This is a genomic window from Sphingomonas radiodurans (assembly GCF_020866845.1).
In the GTDB taxonomy this organism is placed as follows: Bacteria; Pseudomonadota; Alphaproteobacteria; order Sphingomonadales; family Sphingomonadaceae; genus Sphingomonas; species Sphingomonas radiodurans.
On sequence record NZ_CP086594.1, the window covers coordinates 2,262,959 to 2,280,869 of the forward strand.

21 protein-coding genes are annotated in these 17,911 nt (G+C 61.0%); 13 read left to right on the forward strand and 8 right to left on the reverse strand.

The window, feature by feature from the left end:
• Positions 1-374 precede the first annotated feature (374 nt).
• Both LLW23_RS10510 and LLW23_RS10515 read right to left on the reverse strand, forming a co-directional pair.
• On the reverse strand, positions 375-701 hold the full coding sequence (locus tag LLW23_RS10510) for a hypothetical protein (RefSeq protein WP_228945302.1): 327 nt from the start codon (positions 699-701) through the stop codon (positions 375-377).
• Positions 702-768: 67 nt separating this feature from the next.
• The gene (locus LLW23_RS10515) at positions 769-984 is read right to left on the reverse strand and encodes a helix-turn-helix domain-containing protein (protein WP_333473763.1); all 216 of its coding nucleotides are present in this window, start codon (positions 982-984) and stop codon (positions 769-771) included.
• Between the two features lie 234 nt (positions 985-1,218).
• On the opposite strand from LLW23_RS10515, the gene LLW23_RS10520 reads away from it, so the two are divergent.
• From LLW23_RS10520 to LLW23_RS10555, 8 genes are all read left to right on the forward strand, one after another.
• Positions 1,219-1,812, forward strand: a complete 594-nt coding sequence (locus tag LLW23_RS10520) for a DUF805 domain-containing protein (RefSeq protein WP_228945304.1) — start codon at positions 1,219-1,221, stop codon at positions 1,810-1,812.
• Between the two features lie 171 nt (positions 1,813-1,983).
• On the forward strand, positions 1,984-2,331 hold the full coding sequence (locus tag LLW23_RS10525) for a hypothetical protein (RefSeq protein ID WP_228945305.1): 348 nt from the start codon (positions 1,984-1,986) through the stop codon (positions 2,329-2,331).
• A gap of 89 nt (positions 2,332-2,420) precedes the next feature.
• Positions 2,421-2,804 carry a hypothetical protein gene (locus LLW23_RS10530; RefSeq protein WP_228945307.1) on the forward strand — a complete coding sequence of 128 codons (384 nt, stop codon included), beginning with the start codon at positions 2,421-2,423 and terminating at the stop codon, positions 2,802-2,804.
• Between the two features lie 15 nt (positions 2,805-2,819).
• Positions 2,820-3,125, forward strand: a complete 306-nt coding sequence (locus LLW23_RS10535) for a hypothetical protein (protein ID WP_228945309.1) — start codon at positions 2,820-2,822, stop codon at positions 3,123-3,125.
• 70 nt (positions 3,126-3,195) lie between these two features.
• Entirely contained in the window at positions 3,196-3,651 is a 456-nt protein-coding gene (locus LLW23_RS10540) for a hypothetical protein (protein ID WP_228945311.1), read from the forward strand.
• A 368-nt stretch (positions 3,652-4,019) separates the two neighbouring features.
• A complete protein-coding gene (locus tag LLW23_RS10545; protein WP_228945313.1) occupies positions 4,020-5,294 on the forward strand; it encodes a virulence-associated E family protein in 1,275 nt (424 codons plus the stop codon).
• 342 nt (positions 5,295-5,636) lie between these two features.
• On the forward strand, positions 5,637-6,767 hold the full coding sequence (locus LLW23_RS10550; protein ID WP_228945315.1) for a site-specific integrase: 1,131 nt from the start codon (positions 5,637-5,639) through the stop codon (positions 6,765-6,767).
• 86 nt (positions 6,768-6,853) lie between these two features.
• Positions 6,854-7,195, forward strand: a complete 342-nt coding sequence (locus LLW23_RS10555; protein ID WP_228945317.1) for a hypothetical protein — start codon at positions 6,854-6,856, stop codon at positions 7,193-7,195.
• Between the two features lie 52 nt (positions 7,196-7,247).
• On the opposite strand, the gene LLW23_RS17615 is transcribed toward LLW23_RS10555, so the two are convergent.
• Positions 7,248-7,805 carry a thermonuclease family protein gene (locus LLW23_RS17615; protein WP_333473764.1) on the reverse strand — a complete coding sequence of 186 codons (558 nt, stop codon included), beginning with the start codon at positions 7,803-7,805 and terminating at the stop codon, positions 7,248-7,250.
• Between the two features lie 194 nt (positions 7,806-7,999).
• Here LLW23_RS17615 and LLW23_RS10570 point away from each other — a divergent pair, with 194 nt between their 5' ends.
• The gene (locus LLW23_RS10570) at positions 8,000-8,299 is read left to right on the forward strand and encodes a putative quinol monooxygenase (protein ID WP_228945318.1); all 300 of its coding nucleotides are present in this window, start codon (positions 8,000-8,002) and stop codon (positions 8,297-8,299) included.
• Positions 8,300-8,301: 2 nt separating this feature from the next.
• Here the strand turns inward: LLW23_RS10570 and LLW23_RS10575 are convergent, their stop codons facing one another.
• Genes LLW23_RS10575 through LLW23_RS17535 form a run of 4 tightly spaced genes read right to left on the reverse strand, consistent with a single transcriptional unit; the run spans position 8,302 to position 9,930 of the window.
• Positions 8,302-9,351, reverse strand: a complete 1,050-nt coding sequence (locus LLW23_RS10575; RefSeq protein ID WP_228945320.1) for an amidohydrolase family protein — start codon at positions 9,349-9,351, stop codon at positions 8,302-8,304.
• 21 nt (positions 9,352-9,372) lie between these two features.
• The gene (locus LLW23_RS10580) at positions 9,373-9,579 is read right to left on the reverse strand and encodes a hypothetical protein (RefSeq protein WP_228945322.1); all 207 of its coding nucleotides are present in this window, start codon (positions 9,577-9,579) and stop codon (positions 9,373-9,375) included.
• Between the two features lie 10 nt (positions 9,580-9,589).
• Complete coding sequence (locus tag LLW23_RS10585; protein WP_228945324.1) at positions 9,590-9,796, reverse strand: DUF6961 family protein; 207 nt, start codon at positions 9,794-9,796, stop codon at positions 9,590-9,592.
• Positions 9,796-9,930, reverse strand: coding sequence for a hypothetical protein (locus LLW23_RS17535; protein WP_270049230.1), 135 nt, complete (start codon positions 9,928-9,930; stop codon positions 9,796-9,798). The genes LLW23_RS10585 and LLW23_RS17535 overlap by 1 nt, the downstream gene beginning before the upstream one ends.
• Positions 9,931-10,340: 410 nt before the next feature.
• On the opposite strand from LLW23_RS17535, the gene LLW23_RS10590 reads away from it, so the two are divergent.
• Both LLW23_RS10590 and LLW23_RS10595 read left to right on the forward strand, forming a co-directional pair.
• Positions 10,341-11,882, forward strand: coding sequence for a sensor domain-containing diguanylate cyclase (locus LLW23_RS10590; protein WP_228945326.1), 1,542 nt, complete (start codon positions 10,341-10,343; stop codon positions 11,880-11,882).
• A 125-nt stretch (positions 11,883-12,007) separates the two neighbouring features.
• A complete protein-coding gene (locus LLW23_RS10595) occupies positions 12,008-12,367 on the forward strand; it encodes a response regulator (protein WP_228945328.1) in 360 nt (119 codons plus the stop codon).
• A gap of 16 nt (positions 12,368-12,383) precedes the next feature.
• Here the strand turns inward: LLW23_RS10595 and LLW23_RS10600 are convergent, their stop codons facing one another.
• The gene (locus LLW23_RS10600; RefSeq protein WP_228945330.1) at positions 12,384-13,385 is read right to left on the reverse strand and encodes a sensor histidine kinase; all 1,002 of its coding nucleotides are present in this window, start codon (positions 13,383-13,385) and stop codon (positions 12,384-12,386) included.
• 293 nt (positions 13,386-13,678) lie between these two features.
• Here LLW23_RS10600 and LLW23_RS10605 point away from each other — a divergent pair, with 293 nt between their 5' ends.
• Positions 13,679-17,500, forward strand: coding sequence for a PAS domain S-box protein (locus tag LLW23_RS10605; protein WP_228945332.1), 3,822 nt, complete (start codon positions 13,679-13,681; stop codon positions 17,498-17,500).
• Positions 17,493-17,864 (forward strand): response regulator, encoded by a 372-nt coding sequence (locus LLW23_RS10610; protein ID WP_228945334.1) that lies wholly within the window; start codon positions 17,493-17,495, stop codon positions 17,862-17,864. Before LLW23_RS10605 ends, LLW23_RS10610 begins: the two co-directional genes overlap by 8 nt.
• The last annotated feature ends 47 nt before the right edge of the window (positions 17,865-17,911 follow it).

Sequence of the window (17,911 nt, forward strand, 5' to 3'; positions counted from 1 at the left end):
TCGCCTGCAAAGGGCTATTGCGAAGCGCCACCAACCCTTCCAGGGTCGCCGTACCTCTTGTGAAAGCCAGGGGGTGGGGCGTGGTAACCTCTTTGTACAGCACCTCGGTCGCCGATTTCATCGGGGCCGGGTGGTATGCGCGCATGTCCAGCCGGTCCGCCGGTAAAGGCGCATGCGCTCGTTGCTTCAGCGGGTTCCTAACATCCGGCTTCGGCCGCCGCTCCCGAGAGGAACATAGGGGTGGCTCGAGGTTAAGCCGAAGGTCACGCCGTCTGCGGGCGAGACCACGATGACAGCATCAGTACGGCACGCCAGCCTACCTGTCACGGTATTCATCTGATGCTCTTCTCACCCAAACATCCACGCTCTCGCGCCTAACGCTCGCCCGCTCTTGGATTCTTTTCGATCCGATATACCGTTTGCCGATCTGACGACAATTTGTCGGAGCCATCCGGATGCCGGATAACTTTTAGTCCCGAGACGCGACCATCATCAACCGCCGCCTTGAAGTGCTTAGCAAACACTTTTTTATTCTCTTGTTCTTCCCAATATTCACCATAGATGTCGTTTATTTTCCAGTCGCCGTCCTCAGTTACCTGCACTCTCCACTGCGCGATCTCAACCTGTTCGTCGGTCAAGACACTAGACGAACCCGGACTGTCATAATTATCAACCATCGTATTGCTACCCTGCTTTGCCATCAAAACCTGTCGGAACTAGGTACCCGCCGTCATTGCCGTTCGCGACAGTTAATGCTGAGCAAGGCACTCATTTGAAAGGTTGTTCCAAAAGTGTTTGTGGCTCGACGCCTAGCGCGTCCGCCAACCGGGCGAGCGCCCGCACAGATGGGTTCCTCGTGCCCCGCTCAAGATCGCTAACGTAGCTGCGCTTCATGTCAGCCGCCAGCGACAGTTCCTCCTGCGACATCCCCTTCAGCTTACGCTGACGCCTCACGTTCGCGCCAAGGAGCTGCACCACATCCATCCATGCAAGTGGCCGCAGACGCTTGTCCGGGTCTGTCCCCCAAACGTGTCAATTTCACTTGCTCTATCAGCTTCTTCAGGCAATCCATCCGTCCTGAAGGGCGGCTCGAAGGTCTGAGCGAAGGTCGCTCCCATCGGGGGCGGCATCACATGACAGCATCGATCCACAACGTCGGCGCACCCGCGTCCGGCGTGATGCTGCGCGTCCAACAACAATCTCAACAGGAGACCAACCATGGTCGATCACAACGCATTGAAGAACATCGAGGAGTTGCATCGGCTCAAGACCGAGGGCGTCATTACCGAAGACGACTACGAGAAGGCCAAGGAGCGCATTTTGTTCGGAGCAAAGGCGCCTGCAGCTGGATCGGGCCTTGCCTCGTTCATGCCAGCCGCAAGCCCCGTGCCACGTCCCGCCGACGACGACCACTTCGGCTGGATCACGCTGCCGCTCAAGCGCTACGCCGACTTCAAAGGCCGCTCGTCGCGCAAGGAGTTCTGGATGTTCCAACTCGTGTTCGTCGCGATCGGGGTCATCGCGATGATCGGCGGCGTCGACCTGCTCGCCGGCACCGGCGGCCTCGGTGGGCTGACGTTACTGCTGACTTGGCTGGCGCTGATCGCGCTGATCGTGCCGCTGCTCGCGGTACAGGTGCGACGGCTCCACGATCAGGATCGCTCGGGCTGGCTCGCGGCGTTCAACCTGCTGCCCTACGTCGGTGCCCTCGTCGTCTACATCTTGATGCTGATGGAGGGGACCCCCGGCGACAACCAGTACGGTCCCGATCCAAGGTCGACTGACACGATGGATCATCACGTCGGCACCTGAGACAGAAATGCCAAGACCGCACTTTCGTCCACCACCGCGACGCCTCTCGAAGCGCGCGCCGATGAAAACCTAGGCCTTCGAGCCGCCGCCGACCACGACCCGACGCCCCCCCAAGGCCCCTGCGACATCACGTTGCGGGGGCCTTTTTCGTTCCTTTTCAGGAAAATGGCCATGCTGACCCTCAACGACCGCGGCGCGCTTCGAGGTGCGATCCGCGACCCCTCCCTCGATCCCCGGGTGCGCGCCGTTCTGCGGCTCCGCTTCGACCAGCTCGGCGGCACAGGCGCTGCCTTCCACGTCGTCGGGAACGCCGATCTAGTTGCCGATGCAGAGGCGGCAGTCGGGTTCCCCATGACCCTTGATGGCGAGCCCTGCTGGGAATGGCTGGAACGCCACCCCGGCGGGATCACAGAAATCGTGTTCGTGCTCAGCGATGACGGCCCTGCACAGGTTTTGCTGGTGCCTGGCAACGCTGACCCCTCGATCACCAGCCTACTGCAGGAGCACGCCGACGGCTGATCCTGACGACCACACCACTGAACCGACCAACCCGCACCGTCCAGGCACCTGCCTCGGGCGGTTTTTTCATGTCCGAAAGGAATGCACAAATGATCCCGATCTACGACCGTCCGTCGGCGGAGCGTGCCCTGGCATGCACCCTTGATCCGCCAATAAGGGCTGCCCTTGAGGCGGAGTTGGCGCTGCTCACCAGTGGCGAACACGATCTGACCGACTGGACCGACATCATCGTGGTCCAGCTCGGCGACACGGAGGAAGAGATTGTGCGGGAGGCCGGCTTCTCGCCCTTTAAGAATCCGCTGTCAGGGCTGCGCTTCGACGAGCCCGGCTTTGAACCACCATGGAATTACCTGTCGTTGTGCGGCGGCGTGTTCCGCCTCGTGGTCACCTTCGGGAGCACGTTCGCGACCATCCTGCTGATCCCCAACGATGCCGGCCCGCTGGCCCGTCTTTGCCGCAAGTACGCGGCCTAGCTCTGGAGACAAACCATGAAAGAGTTTCTGACATTCCTGACCGCCGTCGTCATCCTTGCGATTGCGCAGACCCTTACCTCGCTACTTGGAATCGTGCTGCTAATCTTCGCGCTTCTAGGCGTTATTGCGTATCCCCAGCGCACGTTCCAGCTAATCGCCTCGCTGAGTTTGCTCGTGCTGGCCCTGAAGGAACCAGCCTACTGCATCGCCGCGTTAAGCGCGATCGGTGCCGTTGTTTTGCTTTTCGACAGGTTGCAAACACGTTCGAAGCAGCCAGTGCCGCCGGGACCGCCATTGCTAACGCACGATAGCGACCACTAGACGATGCCAACGCGTGATCGAACGATCACTACCTTACCCCCCACCAGCCGCACAAAACAGGAATGAAGCAATGTTCGTGACGGTGACGGGGTGGCGACTGCGATCGCGATTGCAGGACGAGTTCGGCATCCCGGGCCAACCTGCCGACAACGACCCCCGCCTAGTCGGACCGTATGAGGTGTGGGGCCGCTCCTTCTACTGGCGCTACGACGAGGGTACGACCAGCTGGGAGGTCGTTTCGCCAGAAGACAAGTCGCTCAACGAGTATGCAAGCCTGCGCGGCCAAATCTGCGCGCTAGCGGAAGGCGAAGGCGCCGGGCTTCCTGAAGACGAACTCGTGGCGCTTCTCATCCAGGCCTGCATCGTTACCGGGCTAAATCGACGCGCCGACATCATGGACTCAGTTGAGTTCGCCACCCTGCTCGACGCAACAGTCATTGGCCGTGTCCTCACCAGGCACCGGGGTCGCGATGCCAGCCGCCATCTTTGGTGGGTTGACGATAACAAGACATACCACCTTCACTGATTAGGACCGAGCTTACCACACGCCACGCTCGCGACACCAATGTGGGGCAGCTTACCCTACCTATAATAGCGCCCGATTACAGACACTTAGGTTCCCGTTCGATTAACGCTCTGCGTAACAGCTTTTGCGCTGAGCAGGGAACGCCTGCGTATCCGGCTGAAAGGCTGCTTCGCAGGATAGCCGGAGCACATCCGGCGAAAGGCTCGTAGAACAGCATTCATCCGATCGAGCGCAGCTAAGGCACGTTCGGCAGGGAAGATGCAGCCCCGTACTTAGAGCCGCGGGCACACCTCCGCGGGATCACCGCAGCGCAAGCACAGCGTCTGTAGTCGATCGTCCCATGGCGATCGCACAAAGAAGCAAAATTAATGTCGAAAAAGCAACCAATCACCGGGTGGCCTGATGGGCCGCCACCGGGTTCTAACCGTACGCCCACGACGATCGCCAATGTTCAGCACATGCTGCTCCACGAGGGCATCAGCGTGCGCTACAACAGCATCAAGAAGGACTTGGAGATCACTGTACCGGGAGAGCCCGGCACACTCGATAACGCAGCCAACGTGCGCATGTCGCGCATCTTCAGCCGCGGGACCAAACACGGCCTGTCCACCCGTCACCTCGCCGAGTTCGTGCAGGTGATCGGCGACGACAACGCGTACAATCCCGTCGCGGACTGGATCGGCAGCAAGCCGTGGGACAAGGTCGATCGTCTCCCGGACTTCTTGTCGACGATCACTACGGCAGACGACTATCCGCCCTCGCTAAAGGAGACACTCGTCTCGAAGTGGCTGCTGAGCGCAGCGGCGGCGGGCCTCGCTGAACCAGCGTTCAAGGCGCGGGGCGTTCTCGTGCTCCAGGGACGGCAAGGCATCGGCAAGACGAGCTGGATCAAGCGGCTCGTGTCCGATGAAGCACTACGAGACGAGGTGGTGCGGCTCGATCATCACATGGATTGGTCGAACAAGGATTCCCTGCTGGGGGCGGTGAACAACTGGATCGTCGAACTGGGCGAGCTGGAAGGCACTCTCCGTAGGGATCTTCCGCCGCTGAAGAGTTTCGTCACAGCGGATGTCGATAAGGTACGCCGGCCCTACGAGCGGCGCGAGTCAGTCTATCCGCGGCGCACCGTGTTTGCCGCCACGGTCAACGATGCCAGCTTCCTGATCGATCCGACAGGCAATTCGCGCTGGTGGACGCTCGCAGTCGAGAGCCTCAACTATCTTCACACGATCGACATGCAGCAACTGTTCGCACAACTTGCCGAGCGCATTGACAAGGGCGCGACGTGGTGGCTGACCGCCGATGAAGAGGCCAGGCTGGAGGCCTGGAATGCGCGGCACCGAGCCGCGAGTGCGATCGGCGAGCAGGTCGTCGAAGCGATCGACAGCACCAAGCCAGTCGTGTTCCTATCGGCCAGCGATGTGCTGCGCTGCATCGGGTACAAGCAGCCGACCAATGCGCAAGCCAAGGAGTGCGGAACGGCGCTGCGCGAACTCTACGGCGATCCGAAAAAGCGCGACGGCACGATGAAGTGGCCCGTGCAGTTGCGCGAGCCGGCCGCCGACACGTGGGTCCGGAAAACGGAAGAGCCGGTGCTGCTCCACCCGGACCTGCCGGCGAGTCAACAAAACGACGTGTTCTAACCTCCCCGTCGCCGTCGTGGATCATCCATGGCGGCGGCCTCGCGCCGGGGGGCAGAGGGTAGCAGAAATCGAAAATCGAAAAAAATAATAGAGCCTGCGACGAAAGTCGTCGGGCCTGCCGCCACCTGCCCCCCAGCCCCCCGCCGCGTCGTGACCGCAGAACGCGGCCACGCCCCCGGCCCCTCCAGGGCGCCCCCAGAGCACCGCCGGGCACCGATCCGGCCCCGCGGATGCATGACCCCATGCCCGTCCCGCCGCGCGTGCCCTCGGGCCACTCTGGCGGCGCGCCACAATCACCCATTCAGAAGGATAATCATCATGCCAAAAGCAAAGCTCGACCACGTGTTCGCCCTCACCGCCCGATGCGAGGAAGGTCGAAAGAAGACCGATTACTACGACGAGGCCGTGACTGGCTTTGTGCTCGAATGCCGCTCGACCGGCGGTCGAACGTATTACCTCAGGTATGAAGACGCCGCGGGCCGCCAGAAACAGCATAAGATCGGCCGCTACGAGGATGTCAGCTTCGCGGCGGCAAAGAAGGCGGCGCAGCGGCTACGATCCGAGGTCGTCATGGGCGGCGATCCCGGCGCCACGAAGGCGGCGATCAAAGCCGTGCCTCTCTACGCCGAGTTGGCCGCGATGCATATTGCCGATGCCGAGCTCCACCAGCGCAGCTTCAGCACCACGAAGAGTTATATGGAGAAGCACATCGTGCCCAAGTGGGGCAGGGTGCGTCTCACCGACATCGACAGCCGGGCGATCGCGCAGTGGCTGGCGACGAAGCGTGATGAGGGGCTCGCGCCTGCGACGGTCCTCAAGATCAAGATGATCTTCAGCCGATCGTTCGAGCTAGGCGCACGCTGGGGCATTCCCGGCTGCGATAAGAACCCCGTCCGCGCGGTGCAGTCGAAGCCGGTGAACAACGCGCGTCAGCGCTACGTCACGGCGGAAGAGGCCGCCCGTCTCATCACGGCGGCCGAGGCGTCCCGCAACACGCAACTGGCAGCGATCGTGCAGCTGCTCCTGCTAACCGGCATGCGTGTGTCCGAACTGCTGTCCACGCGGTGGGCGGATGTAGACCTAGACCGCCGCACGCTGTTCGTGCCGACCTCGAAGACGGGGCGATCGCGACACGTGCCGTTGGCGCAGGCCGCGGTGGACGTGCTCTCGGACTTACCAAAGGGCGAGTTCCTGTTCCCGAACCCGCGCGATCCGAAGAAGCACCTGACGACGATTAAGCATGGGTGGCAAACGGCGCGGGATGTCGCCAGGCTGCCGGGGCTGCGCATCCATGACCTGCGCCACTCCGCCGCCAGCTTCATGGTAAACTCGGGCGTCGACCTCTATAGCGTGGGGGTCGTATTGGGTCACGCCAACGTCGCCAGCACGGCCCGCTATTCCCATCTCGCGAACGACACGTTGCTCGCCGCCGTTGAGGCCGGCGCGTCGAAGCAGGCTCAGCAGACAATCTAACCGTTCTCTCCCGATCCATTCGCTAGCGCGCTGCTGGTGGATGGGTCGGGGGCGGCTCCCTTATTTTTTTCGCGAAGGAAACACCAATGCCCGGAACCGATCACATTCAGATTCCGCCGTCGAAGAAGACCGAACACCGCCCTTCAAAAGCAGCGATCCTCATGTCGGACGCATCTCGTGAACAAGTTGCCGCCGTGTTCGACGGCATTGATGACCTACTCGCAGCCTGCCGCGGTGCCCCCTATGACGATCGCCTTACGGTATTGATTGCTGCCCTGATCGAACGCGGTATCAACACTCGTTCGCGAATTGTCGGAGCTGCGCGAACAAAGGCTTTCAATGCTGAAAAGACCGGTAAATTTCTGACGAAGGCGACCGGTATTTCATGGCGGCGCAGTAAGGCAGGTACCTACAGCCTCATCAACTGACGGGGCGAAACGTACCGCGCGCTATGGTTTGCGTCCCGATGCCTTAGTCCCCTCATCGGCGGCGGAACGGTTCGCAGGCGATCCCATCTCCGTCGCCGTCCATGTGCGCGCCGTATCCAGGCTGCCCGCGGTATAAGGGCGCAGCACCTGCCGCACGGGCGGCGGCACAGTTGCGGAACGCGCCGTAGCTGGAAACTGGCTGGCGGGCGGGCCGACGCGCCACCGATCGAACGGAGGCCGCCGCCGGATCGACAACTTGAGTACCGCAACTGAGGGTGACGCTGCCGACTGGATCCCATTCCGCTCGATAGACGGCGTACCCCTTCTTCAACTGAGCACACGACAACTCTGTCCCGTTGACCCGTACCCTCGCGAGCGTCCGGCCATAGTCGTCGACTCCGTCGCGTTCGATCTCGGCCGAGCCGCGGGCCAGCGAAGCAAGCGAAACCTGAGCAGCGATCGGGTCACCCGGCGCGCAGTCCCGTCCTTGAGCACAGTGGCCGGGCAGTTCGGGCGCGTCGATGCCGATCAGCCTGATGCGCTCCGCGCCGCACCTGAGCGTGTCGCCGTCGATCGCGATGAGTATGCAGGCGAGGGCTACGAAGGACATGGCGGCGGCCCGTTGAAGGTTGCAGGTCGGCGAAGGCTAGCCGTGCTGCATTGCCCAAATACTAATGCTCAGCTGCATGACAGACCGGTTGCCGCCATTTACCTCTCCTTGAGCGATCTACAGCGCCGGGAAAGGGCGGGTCGCTTGTCACGGCGGTTTGAACAGCCCACCCTGCTGCTCGATAGGAGAGCTCTATGCCAGTCAAAGTCGTCGCGTTCGTGTCGGTCAAAGCCGGGGAGGACGAAGCCTTCGTCGCCGCCGCTCAAAGCTGCGTCACGGCCTCACGGGCTGAAACGGGTGTTTTGCAGTATGATCTGTGGCGGGAACCCGAGGGCGAGCGACGGTTCGTGTTCGACGAGCTGTACGTCGATGACGCGGCCGTCCAGGCGCACATGGCCTCCGACCACTTCAAGGCGTTCGGCTTGGCGTCACGCGAGTTGGCGACGGCGCGTCCCACGATCGTCGTCTCCCACCCGATCGACGTCGCCCGCTAGCGCTAGCCGGTCAGGAGCTCTTCGAGGCGATAGAAGCGCGCAGCCGCACCCGCAAACAGCTCGTGCTTATCCTCGGGGCTCGCACCTGATGCGATCAACTTAAAGGCGTTCCACAGCGTCGCGTAATCTGCGCCCCAACGATCGACGGGGAAATTGCTCTCGAACATCGCGCGACGAGCGCCGAACGCCTCGATCGAGGTCTCGACGTAAGGGCGGAACAGGCCGGCCAATGTCTTGGCATCGGTGCGCGTGTCCGGCCCAAGGTCCCCGAGCGCGCAGAACGGCATCGCGAGCCCGCCGAGCTTCACCATCACGTTCGGGCAGGTCGCGAGCTCGTTGATAGCTGCTCTCCAAGCGGAGAACCGCTCCTGCTGCCGACCCTTGTAGACGCCCAAGCCCAACGGGGTGCCGACGTGATCGAGCACGATGGGCTGGTCAGGAAAGGCGCGCGCCAGGCTGGTGACATGAGCGATTTGCGGTTCGAGAACCCAAGCGTCGAAGGTCAATCCGCGCTTGCCCAGTTCGGCGAAACCTTCGCGGAAGCGCGCATCGCCGTACAAGTCGGCGGGCGTACCTGCGAGCGGGCCAAGCACCTCCGGATCGGTATCGTAAGCGGCGATATGGCGGATGCCACGGAAGCGTCCGTTGCCTGCCGCAATCTCCGCGTCCAGCACGGGACCGACGGCGGCGCCGAGCGTCAAATCAGCATGCCCGATGATCCCGGCGCAGGCGCGGAACGCTCCGTAAATGCCGCTTGCAGAACGTGCCGCAACGCCGTTCACGACCTCCACTTCGCCGACCGGCTTCATCTCAGGCGGCCCATCCGCGCGATAGAAAGCGCCACACTGAAGGAAGACCGTGCCGATCACATTGTGCCCTGCCTCGCGACAGTCTCGAAACAGCTCTTCGAACAGATAGCGTGGGCTCTGCCGCGCGATCCTGCCGAACGGATGCGTAGTGTCGGGCATGTGCGGCAACAGCGGACCGAAGTCCCACAGATGATGGTGCGGATCGATGATCGGCAGGTCGGGATCCAGGATCTCAGCGATCATATCTGTTCTCCATGCTGCTGCTCAGTCGCGCGGGCCGGGCTTCACGTAGGCATCTTCCTCCCACGAACAGCGCGGCCGTCGATAACTGCCCGGTTGAGGGATCCCGAGCCGCTCCAACAGGTTTCGCCACAGGCTTATCAGGGTGATCCCGGCCAACACGGCGGCGGCGCCGAAAAGGGCGATCGGCGCGAAGATCAGCAGCAGGGGAAGAAGCAGAAACTCGCGCACGGCCGCAGTCTCAATCTTTCCGCGGAAGGGCGCAAGACAACTGTTGCTGCCGTTGCTCGACAGCTTCCCAGAGTTCAACGCCGATCGTTTCGCCCGCCGCCGTGGCCGCCGCGATCCGTTCGGCCGCGTGCGCTCGCGCATGCTCGCCGTGAACACGCTCAACCTTAAGCGTCAGCGCCCACAACTCGCGATCGGTGATCGTGGCCGGCAGCGGCATCAGTCGTGCAGGGTGAAGGCAAGCCAGATCGTCATCGCCGCGGCGATCCAGCGCCAACCGCGCAACGCCGACTTGCCCCGCGGTACCGTGCCGACGAAATCGGGATGATACAGCTTCTCGCCCGCTCTGGTCATGAGGTGCAGGCTGCTCCCTCACCGGCTTGTCCGCAAGCGGGCGGACACACTTTCTCCAACATCGCCAGACTACGAATCAGCAGATGTTCCTGCCATGTTCCGTTCATGGGTTTGCCACGCGTCCGAAGCCTCCACGACCTTCACCGGCACGACGCCGATCTGAAGGTGCGGTGCCTGCGTTGTCGCCACGTCGCAATCTTCGACGCCGCGCGCATCATCGCCTACTTCCACAGTCGCGGCTGGAACATGGCGTGGGAGTTGGTGGCGACCCACTTTCGTTGCGGTCGGTGCGGCGTGAAGCAGGTCGAGTGCGGCATCGCGCCGAAAGCGAAGCACCTGCCGTTGCCCGTTCCTGAGCCGCTAGAACCTTCTCGCCGTGAGTTGAATGAGCACGTGCGGCGGACACGGGGATGACATCCGATCGCGGCGGTCCCGGCATGATCTCCTTAATCATTCTACGATTAACACATCGACGCCGTTATGAGGGGGAAGTCACCGTGGAGCGAATGGTCCGCACCTGCCGATCGTTGTTGGCAATTCAAGAGCGGATAGTCGAAGCGCGCGGACACGTTCCTAGCATTCTGGACATCGTGATTGCGGAGGTTCCACTGGCGTTCCCGCAAGCTGCGGGAGCCGTGGTCAAGCTTCTGGAAGGCAACGCACTAAAATATGCTGCCGCTAGTGGACCCGCCACTGCGTTGCTGGGTCACTCGGTGCCGCTTCACGAAGGATTCGCACGTGCTTGTATCTTAAATTGCGAGCCCTTCCGTTGCGACGACTCCGAGGGTGAACCGGATCCTCATCGCGAGGAATGTCGCCATTTCGGTGCGCGATCCATCGTCGTTGTTCCGTTGCTCGTCGGAGATGATGCTCAAGGCGTTGTTACGATCTACTCAAACGACCAAGGAGCATTCGACGACAGAGACTTGCTGTCAGCTTGTTTGGTGGCGTCACCAATATCGTACGGGCTCTCGATCGCAGCCGCGCAGGAGGCAAACCGTCGATTTCAGGCCACGTTCGAACAGGCTGCGGTCGGAATTGCCCACGTCTCACCGCGAGGCGATTTTTTGCGCGTGAACGAACGCTTCTGCGCTATTACCGGTCGTGATGCAGCTGACCTTCTATCCGGCGGCTTTCAAAGAATAACCCATCCAGACGATCTCCAGGCCGATCTGCACGACGTCCAAAATCTATTGGCTGGCCGAAAGCAGCAATACTCGATGGAAAAGCGCTATTTACATCCAAAAGGTGGTGTAGTTTGGATAAACCTTACCGTCTCACTTGTGAACTTGCCGAATGGCGAGCCTGAGTTCTTTGTGGCCGTGATCGAGGACATATCGGAGCGAAAAGTGGCCGAGCAACTCGCGTCATACGATCCCCTCACTGGGCTACCGAACCGCCGCCGCACAGAAGCAATGCTGGACGCAGCCCTTGACAAAAGTGACAGCGACGACCTTCCGACGGTGATTGCCTTTCTTGATCTCGATAACTTCAAGTCTGTGAACGACACCCTCGGTCATTCCGAGGGCGATCGTTGCCTTGTTGCCGTCGCCGAAACATTGCAGCGGCAGGTCCGGCGTGGGGATGTTGTCGGCCGCATTGGAGGTGACGAGTTTGACGTCATACTGAGAAGCTCGCGTGACGATGCTGCGGCCTTGCTAGCACGCTTAGAGAAGCAGGTGCGGAAGCTAGGCGTTAAGCACGATTGGCAGATAGGTCTGAGCGCTGGCGCAATCGCCGTCGAACCCGGCTCAACCCTTCCGCGGGAGCGCTTGCTTCATCTCGCAGACCTACTGATGTATTCGGCGAAACAATCTTGGAAAGAGGCGCGGCGGAGTGAAGGCAGTGTAGTCGAACGCGTTTTTCCAATCGAAGACGCTTTCAACATCCTCAATGTCGAGCACTTTGGCAAATTCCTTGGGAGCGCCCCGCCTGCTCTCCGGGTCGTTTAACGAAGGGGCGACAATCCGCCTTTTAGCCGATTAAGGCATGAGCCCGATCCCGTTAAGCCTCAAACAATCAACATAAATCAGGAACCACCTCCGCCCTTGGCGATTGATGACGGTGGAGCCCGTCTATGTGCCATGTTCTTGTTATTGAAGACGAATGGGCGATCGCGGATCTGATCTGCGATTACCTCAGTCCCAGAGGCGCAACATCGTTCGACGTAGCCATGACGGAGCGCGAAGCGGTCGACCTGGCGACACTCCGGCCTCCGGACGTGATCACTTCTGACGTGCGGCTGATAGAGGGCACAGGTCCGTGCGCGGTTGCATCCATCCATGAGCGGCTTGGAATTGTGCCAACGATTTTCATCACCAGCACGCCGGCTGAATGCGAGCCATGTGATCACGCCATCGCGATACTGCAGAAGCCTTTCGCCCGCGCCGCGCTGACGGAGGCCTTTGCTGTGGCGCGGGCGGCGCACCGACCCTGATGCACGGCTAGATTGCTTAGAATGACAGGCGAGATCGCTTGAAGCACAGCGTAACGATCAATCCGCCGTCGGACCACTCATAGTCGATGGAGCCTCCCAACTGACCGGACACACTGCGCTTGACGAGCTGGCTGCCGAAGCCGGCTGGATTATCGGGTGCTTGGACGGTCGGGCCGCCTCGCTCTACCCACGTCAGGACAATCTGATCGCCTTCTGTCGCGCTGGAAAGATCGAGCGTGCCCGTTAGCTCAGAAAGCGCTCCATACTTCATCGAGTTGGTAGCAAGCTCGTGAATAACGAGCGCGATCCCCGTTGCCGCTGCCTCTCCTACGGCCGTGCGCTCGACCGCAACCCGTATTCGCCCCTTGAAAGCCCCGAGATCATCATAGGGTGCAAGCAAAATTGATAGCAAATCACCAAGTAGTGCGGCAGGCCCCTCGCCAGCAGTTGTCGGACGAACCAGATCATGTGCTCGGCCTAGAGCTGCCAGTCGCCCTGTTAGCTCACGTGCCATGTCCTCCGCGTTAGCCGCGGATCGCAGCGTGATCGTGGTCAGGCCCGAGGCGATCGCGAGTAGATTTTTGACCCGGTGGCTCATCTCGCCGGCCAGGAGCTCATTACCTTCCTCGGCTTGCTTCCGACCAGTGACATCAAGGAAGATGCCGAACATGGTGCGGCCGACAATACCAACATCTTCCCCTTGTCCCCGCGCCGCGATCCAGCGAACTTCGTCGCCGATCATGATGCGGAAATCAGTCTCATAGTTTCCTAAGACCGCCCGGGTCGCAGCGAAGGCTGCTCGCACTCGGTCGCGATCTGCCGGATGGATGTGCGCCGACAGCTCCGCAAATGTCACCGTGTCACTCCACGGCACCCCCCACAGCTCGAAGCCCCGAGCATCCATGGTCAGCAGGTCCGTGTCGACGTTCCATGCCCAAAGAGCGATGCCAGCCGCGTCTATCGCGAGGCGAAGGTGCTCTTGTTGCCACTCGTGATTCTTGGGTAGATCCGCCGTCACGCCGTGCCTTCCATCAAACCTCAACCCTTATAGGTTCGTCGCTCGGAGAGCCAATGCGGCACGACGTGCAGACAGGGTTACCCTTGACTAGCGGTCCTCCGACGTGTCGTCATCGCCCGATCGGGCAGGTTGAGTTTGGCTGGCCCACGTAGGCTCAGCTGTGTTGATCGCGGAGGTAGGAAGATGACCTTTCGAGCAACCACACAGTCGCGCTCGATCAGGCCGCACAGCATTTGGAGTGTAAATCGAAAAGAGGCTCGGTCCTTTCACGTTTTGATGAGCGTTATATTCGCATGAGTACTGGCCATTCGAGCTGCGGCGTTGATGGTGTCATCATCACCAGCGACCTTGATCGTCGGCCCTCTCGGGCGTCCGATTTCGAGGCTGAAAATCGCGCGCTCGCTGCACTTGCTGAAACGATGAGCAGCAAACCGGACACTGTGCTTCAGCGGCTCGTTGATACGGCAATGGAGCTGACACGCTCCGATTCCGCCGGAATAAGTATGTTGGAGTCGGGCGGTGAACACGGAACATTCCGCTGGGTCGCCACGACTGGTGCTTGGGGTCCATATCGCGATGGCACGATGTCGCGGGAGGATAGCCCCTGCGGCGAGGTCATGGCGCGAGAAGCGGTACTGTTGGTAGACCATCCGGAGCGTGCCTTTCCGGCGCTTCTGCAAGCGCAGCCCGCTATCGGCGAAGGACTATTGGCCCCGTTCTGCATCAACGGCACGCCTGTTGGAACGATCTGGGTCATCAAGCACCACCCAGAAGGGCGGTTCGAGAAGGAGGATGCCCGTCTTCTCAAGAGCGTTGCCCAGTTTGCCTCACTAGCGCACCAGACGGTCCTGGCGATCGGAGATGCGCGAGCCGGGAAGATGGAAAGCGATACTCGCCTTCGTGCGCTGGCGCGTGCGAGTTCGGATGTGTTCTACATCATGAACCCCGACATGAGCGAGTTGCGCGAACTGACGGGGGGCGACTTCATTGTCGACACGACCAGTCCCAGCCGGGCCTGGCTGCAGGACTATATTCCATCGGAAGATCATGCGCGCACGGCCGCCGCCATTGCCGAGGCGATCCGCACCAAGAGCGATTTCGAGCTTGAGCATCGCGTATATCAAGCGGACGGTAACATCGGTTGGGCGCTGTCCCGCGCCGTGCCAATCCTTGGGTCCGACGACGAGATCGTGGAGTGGTTCGGTGCCGCCAGCGACATAACCGCGCGCAAATCCGTTGAAGCGGCGCTGCGCGAAGGCCAAGAGCGGCAGGCATTTCTGCTGCGCTTGAGCGATGCACTGCGGGCGGAGCCAACCGCCGAAGCCGTGACGGATCGCGCCCTTCACATGCTCTTTGAGCAGATGCGGCTCGATCGTTGCTACATCGGGATCTACCGGTTGGCGGAAGACATTGGTGAATTTCCGTACCAAGTGCACGACGAACGCTTGCCTTCGTTGCCAGCGCAGGTGCGTTTGTCCGATTTCCCTGAAGCTCTTAAGGCCGCTTTCAGTCGAACATTGGTGATCGACGACGCCGCGCAAATGGAGGACCTTTCGGACAGCGACCGGGCCAGTTTTAGTGGTCTGGGATTGCGTGCCTTGATCGCTGCGACCGTGCGCAAAGGCGAGAACAACCCGCTTTGGGCGGTCGTAGCTGTCTCGACCCGCGCTAGAGACTGGACGCCGGGCGAGGTCTCCCTGGTTGAAGAATTTGCCGAACGCACCTGGGCAGCGGTGGAGCGCGCTGGCGCCGAGGCCGCGCTGCGCGAGAGTGAATCGCGATACCAATCCCTGTTCGCCGCGTCGCCGGTGCCATTCATGGTGCTTGCGCCAAATGCGCCGGATTTCACGATAACCGCCGCAAACGATGCGTATTTTGCCGCAACTCTGACGACACGTGACACCCTCATCGGTCGCAGGTTGTTTGATGTCTTTCCTGATGACTCTAGCCGTCCGGGCCAACTCGGGTCTGAGGCGCTCGCCCTTTCACTAGACCGCGTTCTGACAACGCGGAGGACCGACGTGATGGATCGCGTGCGCTACGATCTTGTCACCGCCGGCGGCTTCGAGCCACACTGGTGGGAGGCGATCAATGCGCCGATGCTCGATCAAAAAGGCGAGATCACCGCCATCATTCATCAGGTCACCCGGGTGACCGAGCAACACTATGACGAGGTCGCAGAGGTTAAGGAACAAGAGCGTCGGGCGTTTCTGCTGAGACTAAGCGACACGGTTCGACCACTCACCGATGTTTCCGCCATCGAACGAGCCGCCGTGAAATTGCTTGGCGAGGAATTGGGTGTAAGCCGCGTGCTTTACGCGACGGTGCATACCGACGACGCGAGTTGGAGCGTCCAGAATGATTATTCGGACGGCCTGCCGAGTTGCGCAGGAACCTACCCACTATCGGACTTCCAGCAGAAACGACTACCCGGTTGGCAAGCGGGACACATGTCGAGCGTGGCTGACAGCGAAGCCAATCCCTTGTTCGACGATATCGACCGGGCAGCTTATGCGTTGTTCGGCGCGCGCGCCGCGATTGGCGTGCCGATGGTCAGAGGCAATCGATTTGTCGCGCTGCTCGCGATCAATCATGCCGAGCCGCGTAAATGGACCGCGGGTGAACTGGAATTGGTGCGCGAAACTGCTGAACGGACGTGGAACTACCTGGAGCGGGTCCGCGCCGAAGTTGCGCTGCGTGAAAGCGAAGCACGGCTCGCTGCTGCGATCGAGAGCGTTCCCCTAGGACTGGCTGTGATCGACATGTCCGGCTCGACTGTGGTTGCGAACCCAGAGTTCCAGCGATTCCTGCCAACCAATCTCATTCCTTCTCGCGATCCCGTACGCGGCGAACGCTGGCGCGGCTGGGATGCAGAAGGGCGCCCCCTAGAACGGACAGACTTTCCCGGGGCACGTGCTATGCGAGGCGAGCGCGTCGTTCCCGGTCAGGAGATGCTTTACACGGATGACAGCGGCCGGGACGTTTGGACCAGCGTCGCTACTGTGCCGATCCGCGATGGAGACGGGCAAGTGGTGGCGCAAGTCTGTGTCGTCAGTGACATTGACGCACTTAGACGGAGCAGCGACGCGTTGCGGGAAAGCGAGGAGCGCTTTCGACAGTTCAGCGACGCCTCTACCAGCATCTTGTGGATCAGAGACGCGGCGACTCTGCAAATGGAATTTGCAAGTCCTGCCTTCGAGGCGATCTATGGCATCCCTAGCCCAGATCGCGGCGGCGACCCCAGCCTCAGAAGCTGGGCACGGCTGATCGAGCCGGAAAGCCGCAAATCCGTATTCGAAAATTTTCGGCGTGTGCGTAGTGGTGAGCGAATTGAGATAGAGTTTCGAGTCCGACGCGCTTCCGATGGCGCGTTACGCTGGATCTACGATACCGACTTCCCGCTGCGAGACGCGGCCGGCAAGGTTCGCTGGGTCGCAGGGCTCGGTGCCGATATCACCGACGCTAAGGAAAGTTCCGATCGCCAGCAGATCCTTGTTGCCGAGTTGCAGCATCGCACCCGCAACCTGATCGGCGTGATCAGATCCTTGTCGGAAAAGACGTCACGGGCGAGCGTCGATCTGCCCGACTTTCGTGGGCGGTTCAGAACGCGGCTGGATGCGTTAGCGCGTGTTCAGGGTCTGCTTTCACGCCTCAACGATCATGATCGCGTCACTTTCGACGAGTTGATCGACGCCGAACTCTCGGCGCTGCACGGCACCGCGGAGCGGGTGAGCGTCAGTGGCCAAAAAGGCATCCGATTGCGCTCCTCAATGGTGCAGACTTTGGCAATGGCGGTGCACGAGCTGGCGACGAATGCGGTCAAATACGGAGCGCTTGGGCAATCGAGCGGGCATTTGACGATCACCTGGGAATTGGACCAAACCAAACCTGATCAGCCGCTCCTTAACATCGATTGGCGCGAGAGCGGCGTCGCCATGCCATCAATGCAGACGCAACGAGCCGGCGGACAAGGACGAGAGTTGATCGAACGCGCGTTACCTTACCAGCTCAGTGCCAAAACCAGCTACAAACTGGGGCCGGATGGCGTGCACTGCACCATTTCGGTTCCGGCGGTCTCGACCAGTGCGAGCCCTTCGAATGACGAACATGCCTGATCGCACCTTGCGTAACTGCCGCGTGCTTGTTGTCGAGGACGAATACATGCTGGCAGACGAATTGACGATGGAATTGGGCGATGCTGGTGCGGTTGTTATCGGACCTGCCGGGACGCTTGAGGATGCTCTGGCGCTGATCGAAGCCGAGCCGAAAATCGATGGCGCAATCCTCGACGTCAACCTCCGTGGCGTTCTGGTGTTTCCGGCCGCCGACGTGTTGGCTGGTCGCAACGTCCCTATTATTTTTACCACTGGCTACGACGCGGGGGTCTTCCCGATGAGATTTGACCACGTTCATCGATGCGAGAAGCCAATCAGCATCATGTGCGTGACAGAAGCGATCGGACTTGTGATCCACGGCTGAGCACAGGGTCGCAACAGTGCTTCAAGGTTGCGCGCCTGCGCAACGTT

Excerpts from the sequence above, each read along its gene's own strand:
- LLW23_RS10510 (WP_228945302.1), bottom strand. The coding sequence starts at position 701 with ATGGCAAAGCAGGGTAGCAATACGATGGTTGATAATTATGACAGTCCG.
- LLW23_RS10515 (WP_333473763.1), bottom strand. The coding sequence starts at position 984 with ATGGATGTGGTGCAGCTCCTTGGCGCGAACGTGAGGCGTCAGCGTAAG.
- LLW23_RS10520 (WP_228945304.1), top strand. The coding sequence starts at position 1,219 with ATGGTCGATCACAACGCATTGAAGAACATCGAGGAGTTGCATCGGCTC.
- LLW23_RS10525 (WP_228945305.1), top strand. The coding sequence starts at position 1,984 with ATGCTGACCCTCAACGACCGCGGCGCGCTTCGAGGTGCGATCCGCGAC.
- LLW23_RS10530 (WP_228945307.1), top strand. The coding sequence starts at position 2,421 with ATGATCCCGATCTACGACCGTCCGTCGGCGGAGCGTGCCCTGGCATGC.
- LLW23_RS10535 (WP_228945309.1), top strand. The coding sequence starts at position 2,820 with ATGAAAGAGTTTCTGACATTCCTGACCGCCGTCGTCATCCTTGCGATT.
- LLW23_RS10540 (WP_228945311.1), top strand. The coding sequence starts at position 3,196 with ATGTTCGTGACGGTGACGGGGTGGCGACTGCGATCGCGATTGCAGGAC.
- LLW23_RS10545 (WP_228945313.1), top strand. The coding sequence starts at position 4,020 with ATGTCGAAAAAGCAACCAATCACCGGGTGGCCTGATGGGCCGCCACCG.
- LLW23_RS10555 (WP_228945317.1), top strand. The coding sequence starts at position 6,854 with ATGCCCGGAACCGATCACATTCAGATTCCGCCGTCGAAGAAGACCGAA.
- LLW23_RS17615 (WP_333473764.1), bottom strand. The coding sequence starts at position 7,805 with ATGTCCTTCGTAGCCCTCGCCTGCATACTCATCGCGATCGACGGCGAC.
- LLW23_RS10570 (WP_228945318.1), top strand. The coding sequence starts at position 8,000 with ATGCCAGTCAAAGTCGTCGCGTTCGTGTCGGTCAAAGCCGGGGAGGAC.
- LLW23_RS10575 (WP_228945320.1), bottom strand. The coding sequence starts at position 9,351 with ATGATCGCTGAGATCCTGGATCCCGACCTGCCGATCATCGATCCGCAC.
- LLW23_RS10585 (WP_228945324.1), bottom strand. The coding sequence starts at position 9,796 with ATGCCGCTGCCGGCCACGATCACCGATCGCGAGTTGTGGGCGCTGACG.
- LLW23_RS17535 (WP_270049230.1), bottom strand. The coding sequence starts at position 9,930 with ATGACCAGAGCGGGCGAGAAGCTGTATCATCCCGATTTCGTCGGCACG.
- LLW23_RS10590 (WP_228945326.1), top strand. The coding sequence starts at position 10,341 with ATGACATCCGATCGCGGCGGTCCCGGCATGATCTCCTTAATCATTCTA.
- LLW23_RS10595 (WP_228945328.1), top strand. The coding sequence starts at position 12,008 with ATGTGCCATGTTCTTGTTATTGAAGACGAATGGGCGATCGCGGATCTG.
- LLW23_RS10605 (WP_228945332.1), top strand. The coding sequence starts at position 13,679 with ATGAGTACTGGCCATTCGAGCTGCGGCGTTGATGGTGTCATCATCACC.
- LLW23_RS10610 (WP_228945334.1), top strand. The coding sequence starts at position 17,493 with ATGCCTGATCGCACCTTGCGTAACTGCCGCGTGCTTGTTGTCGAGGAC.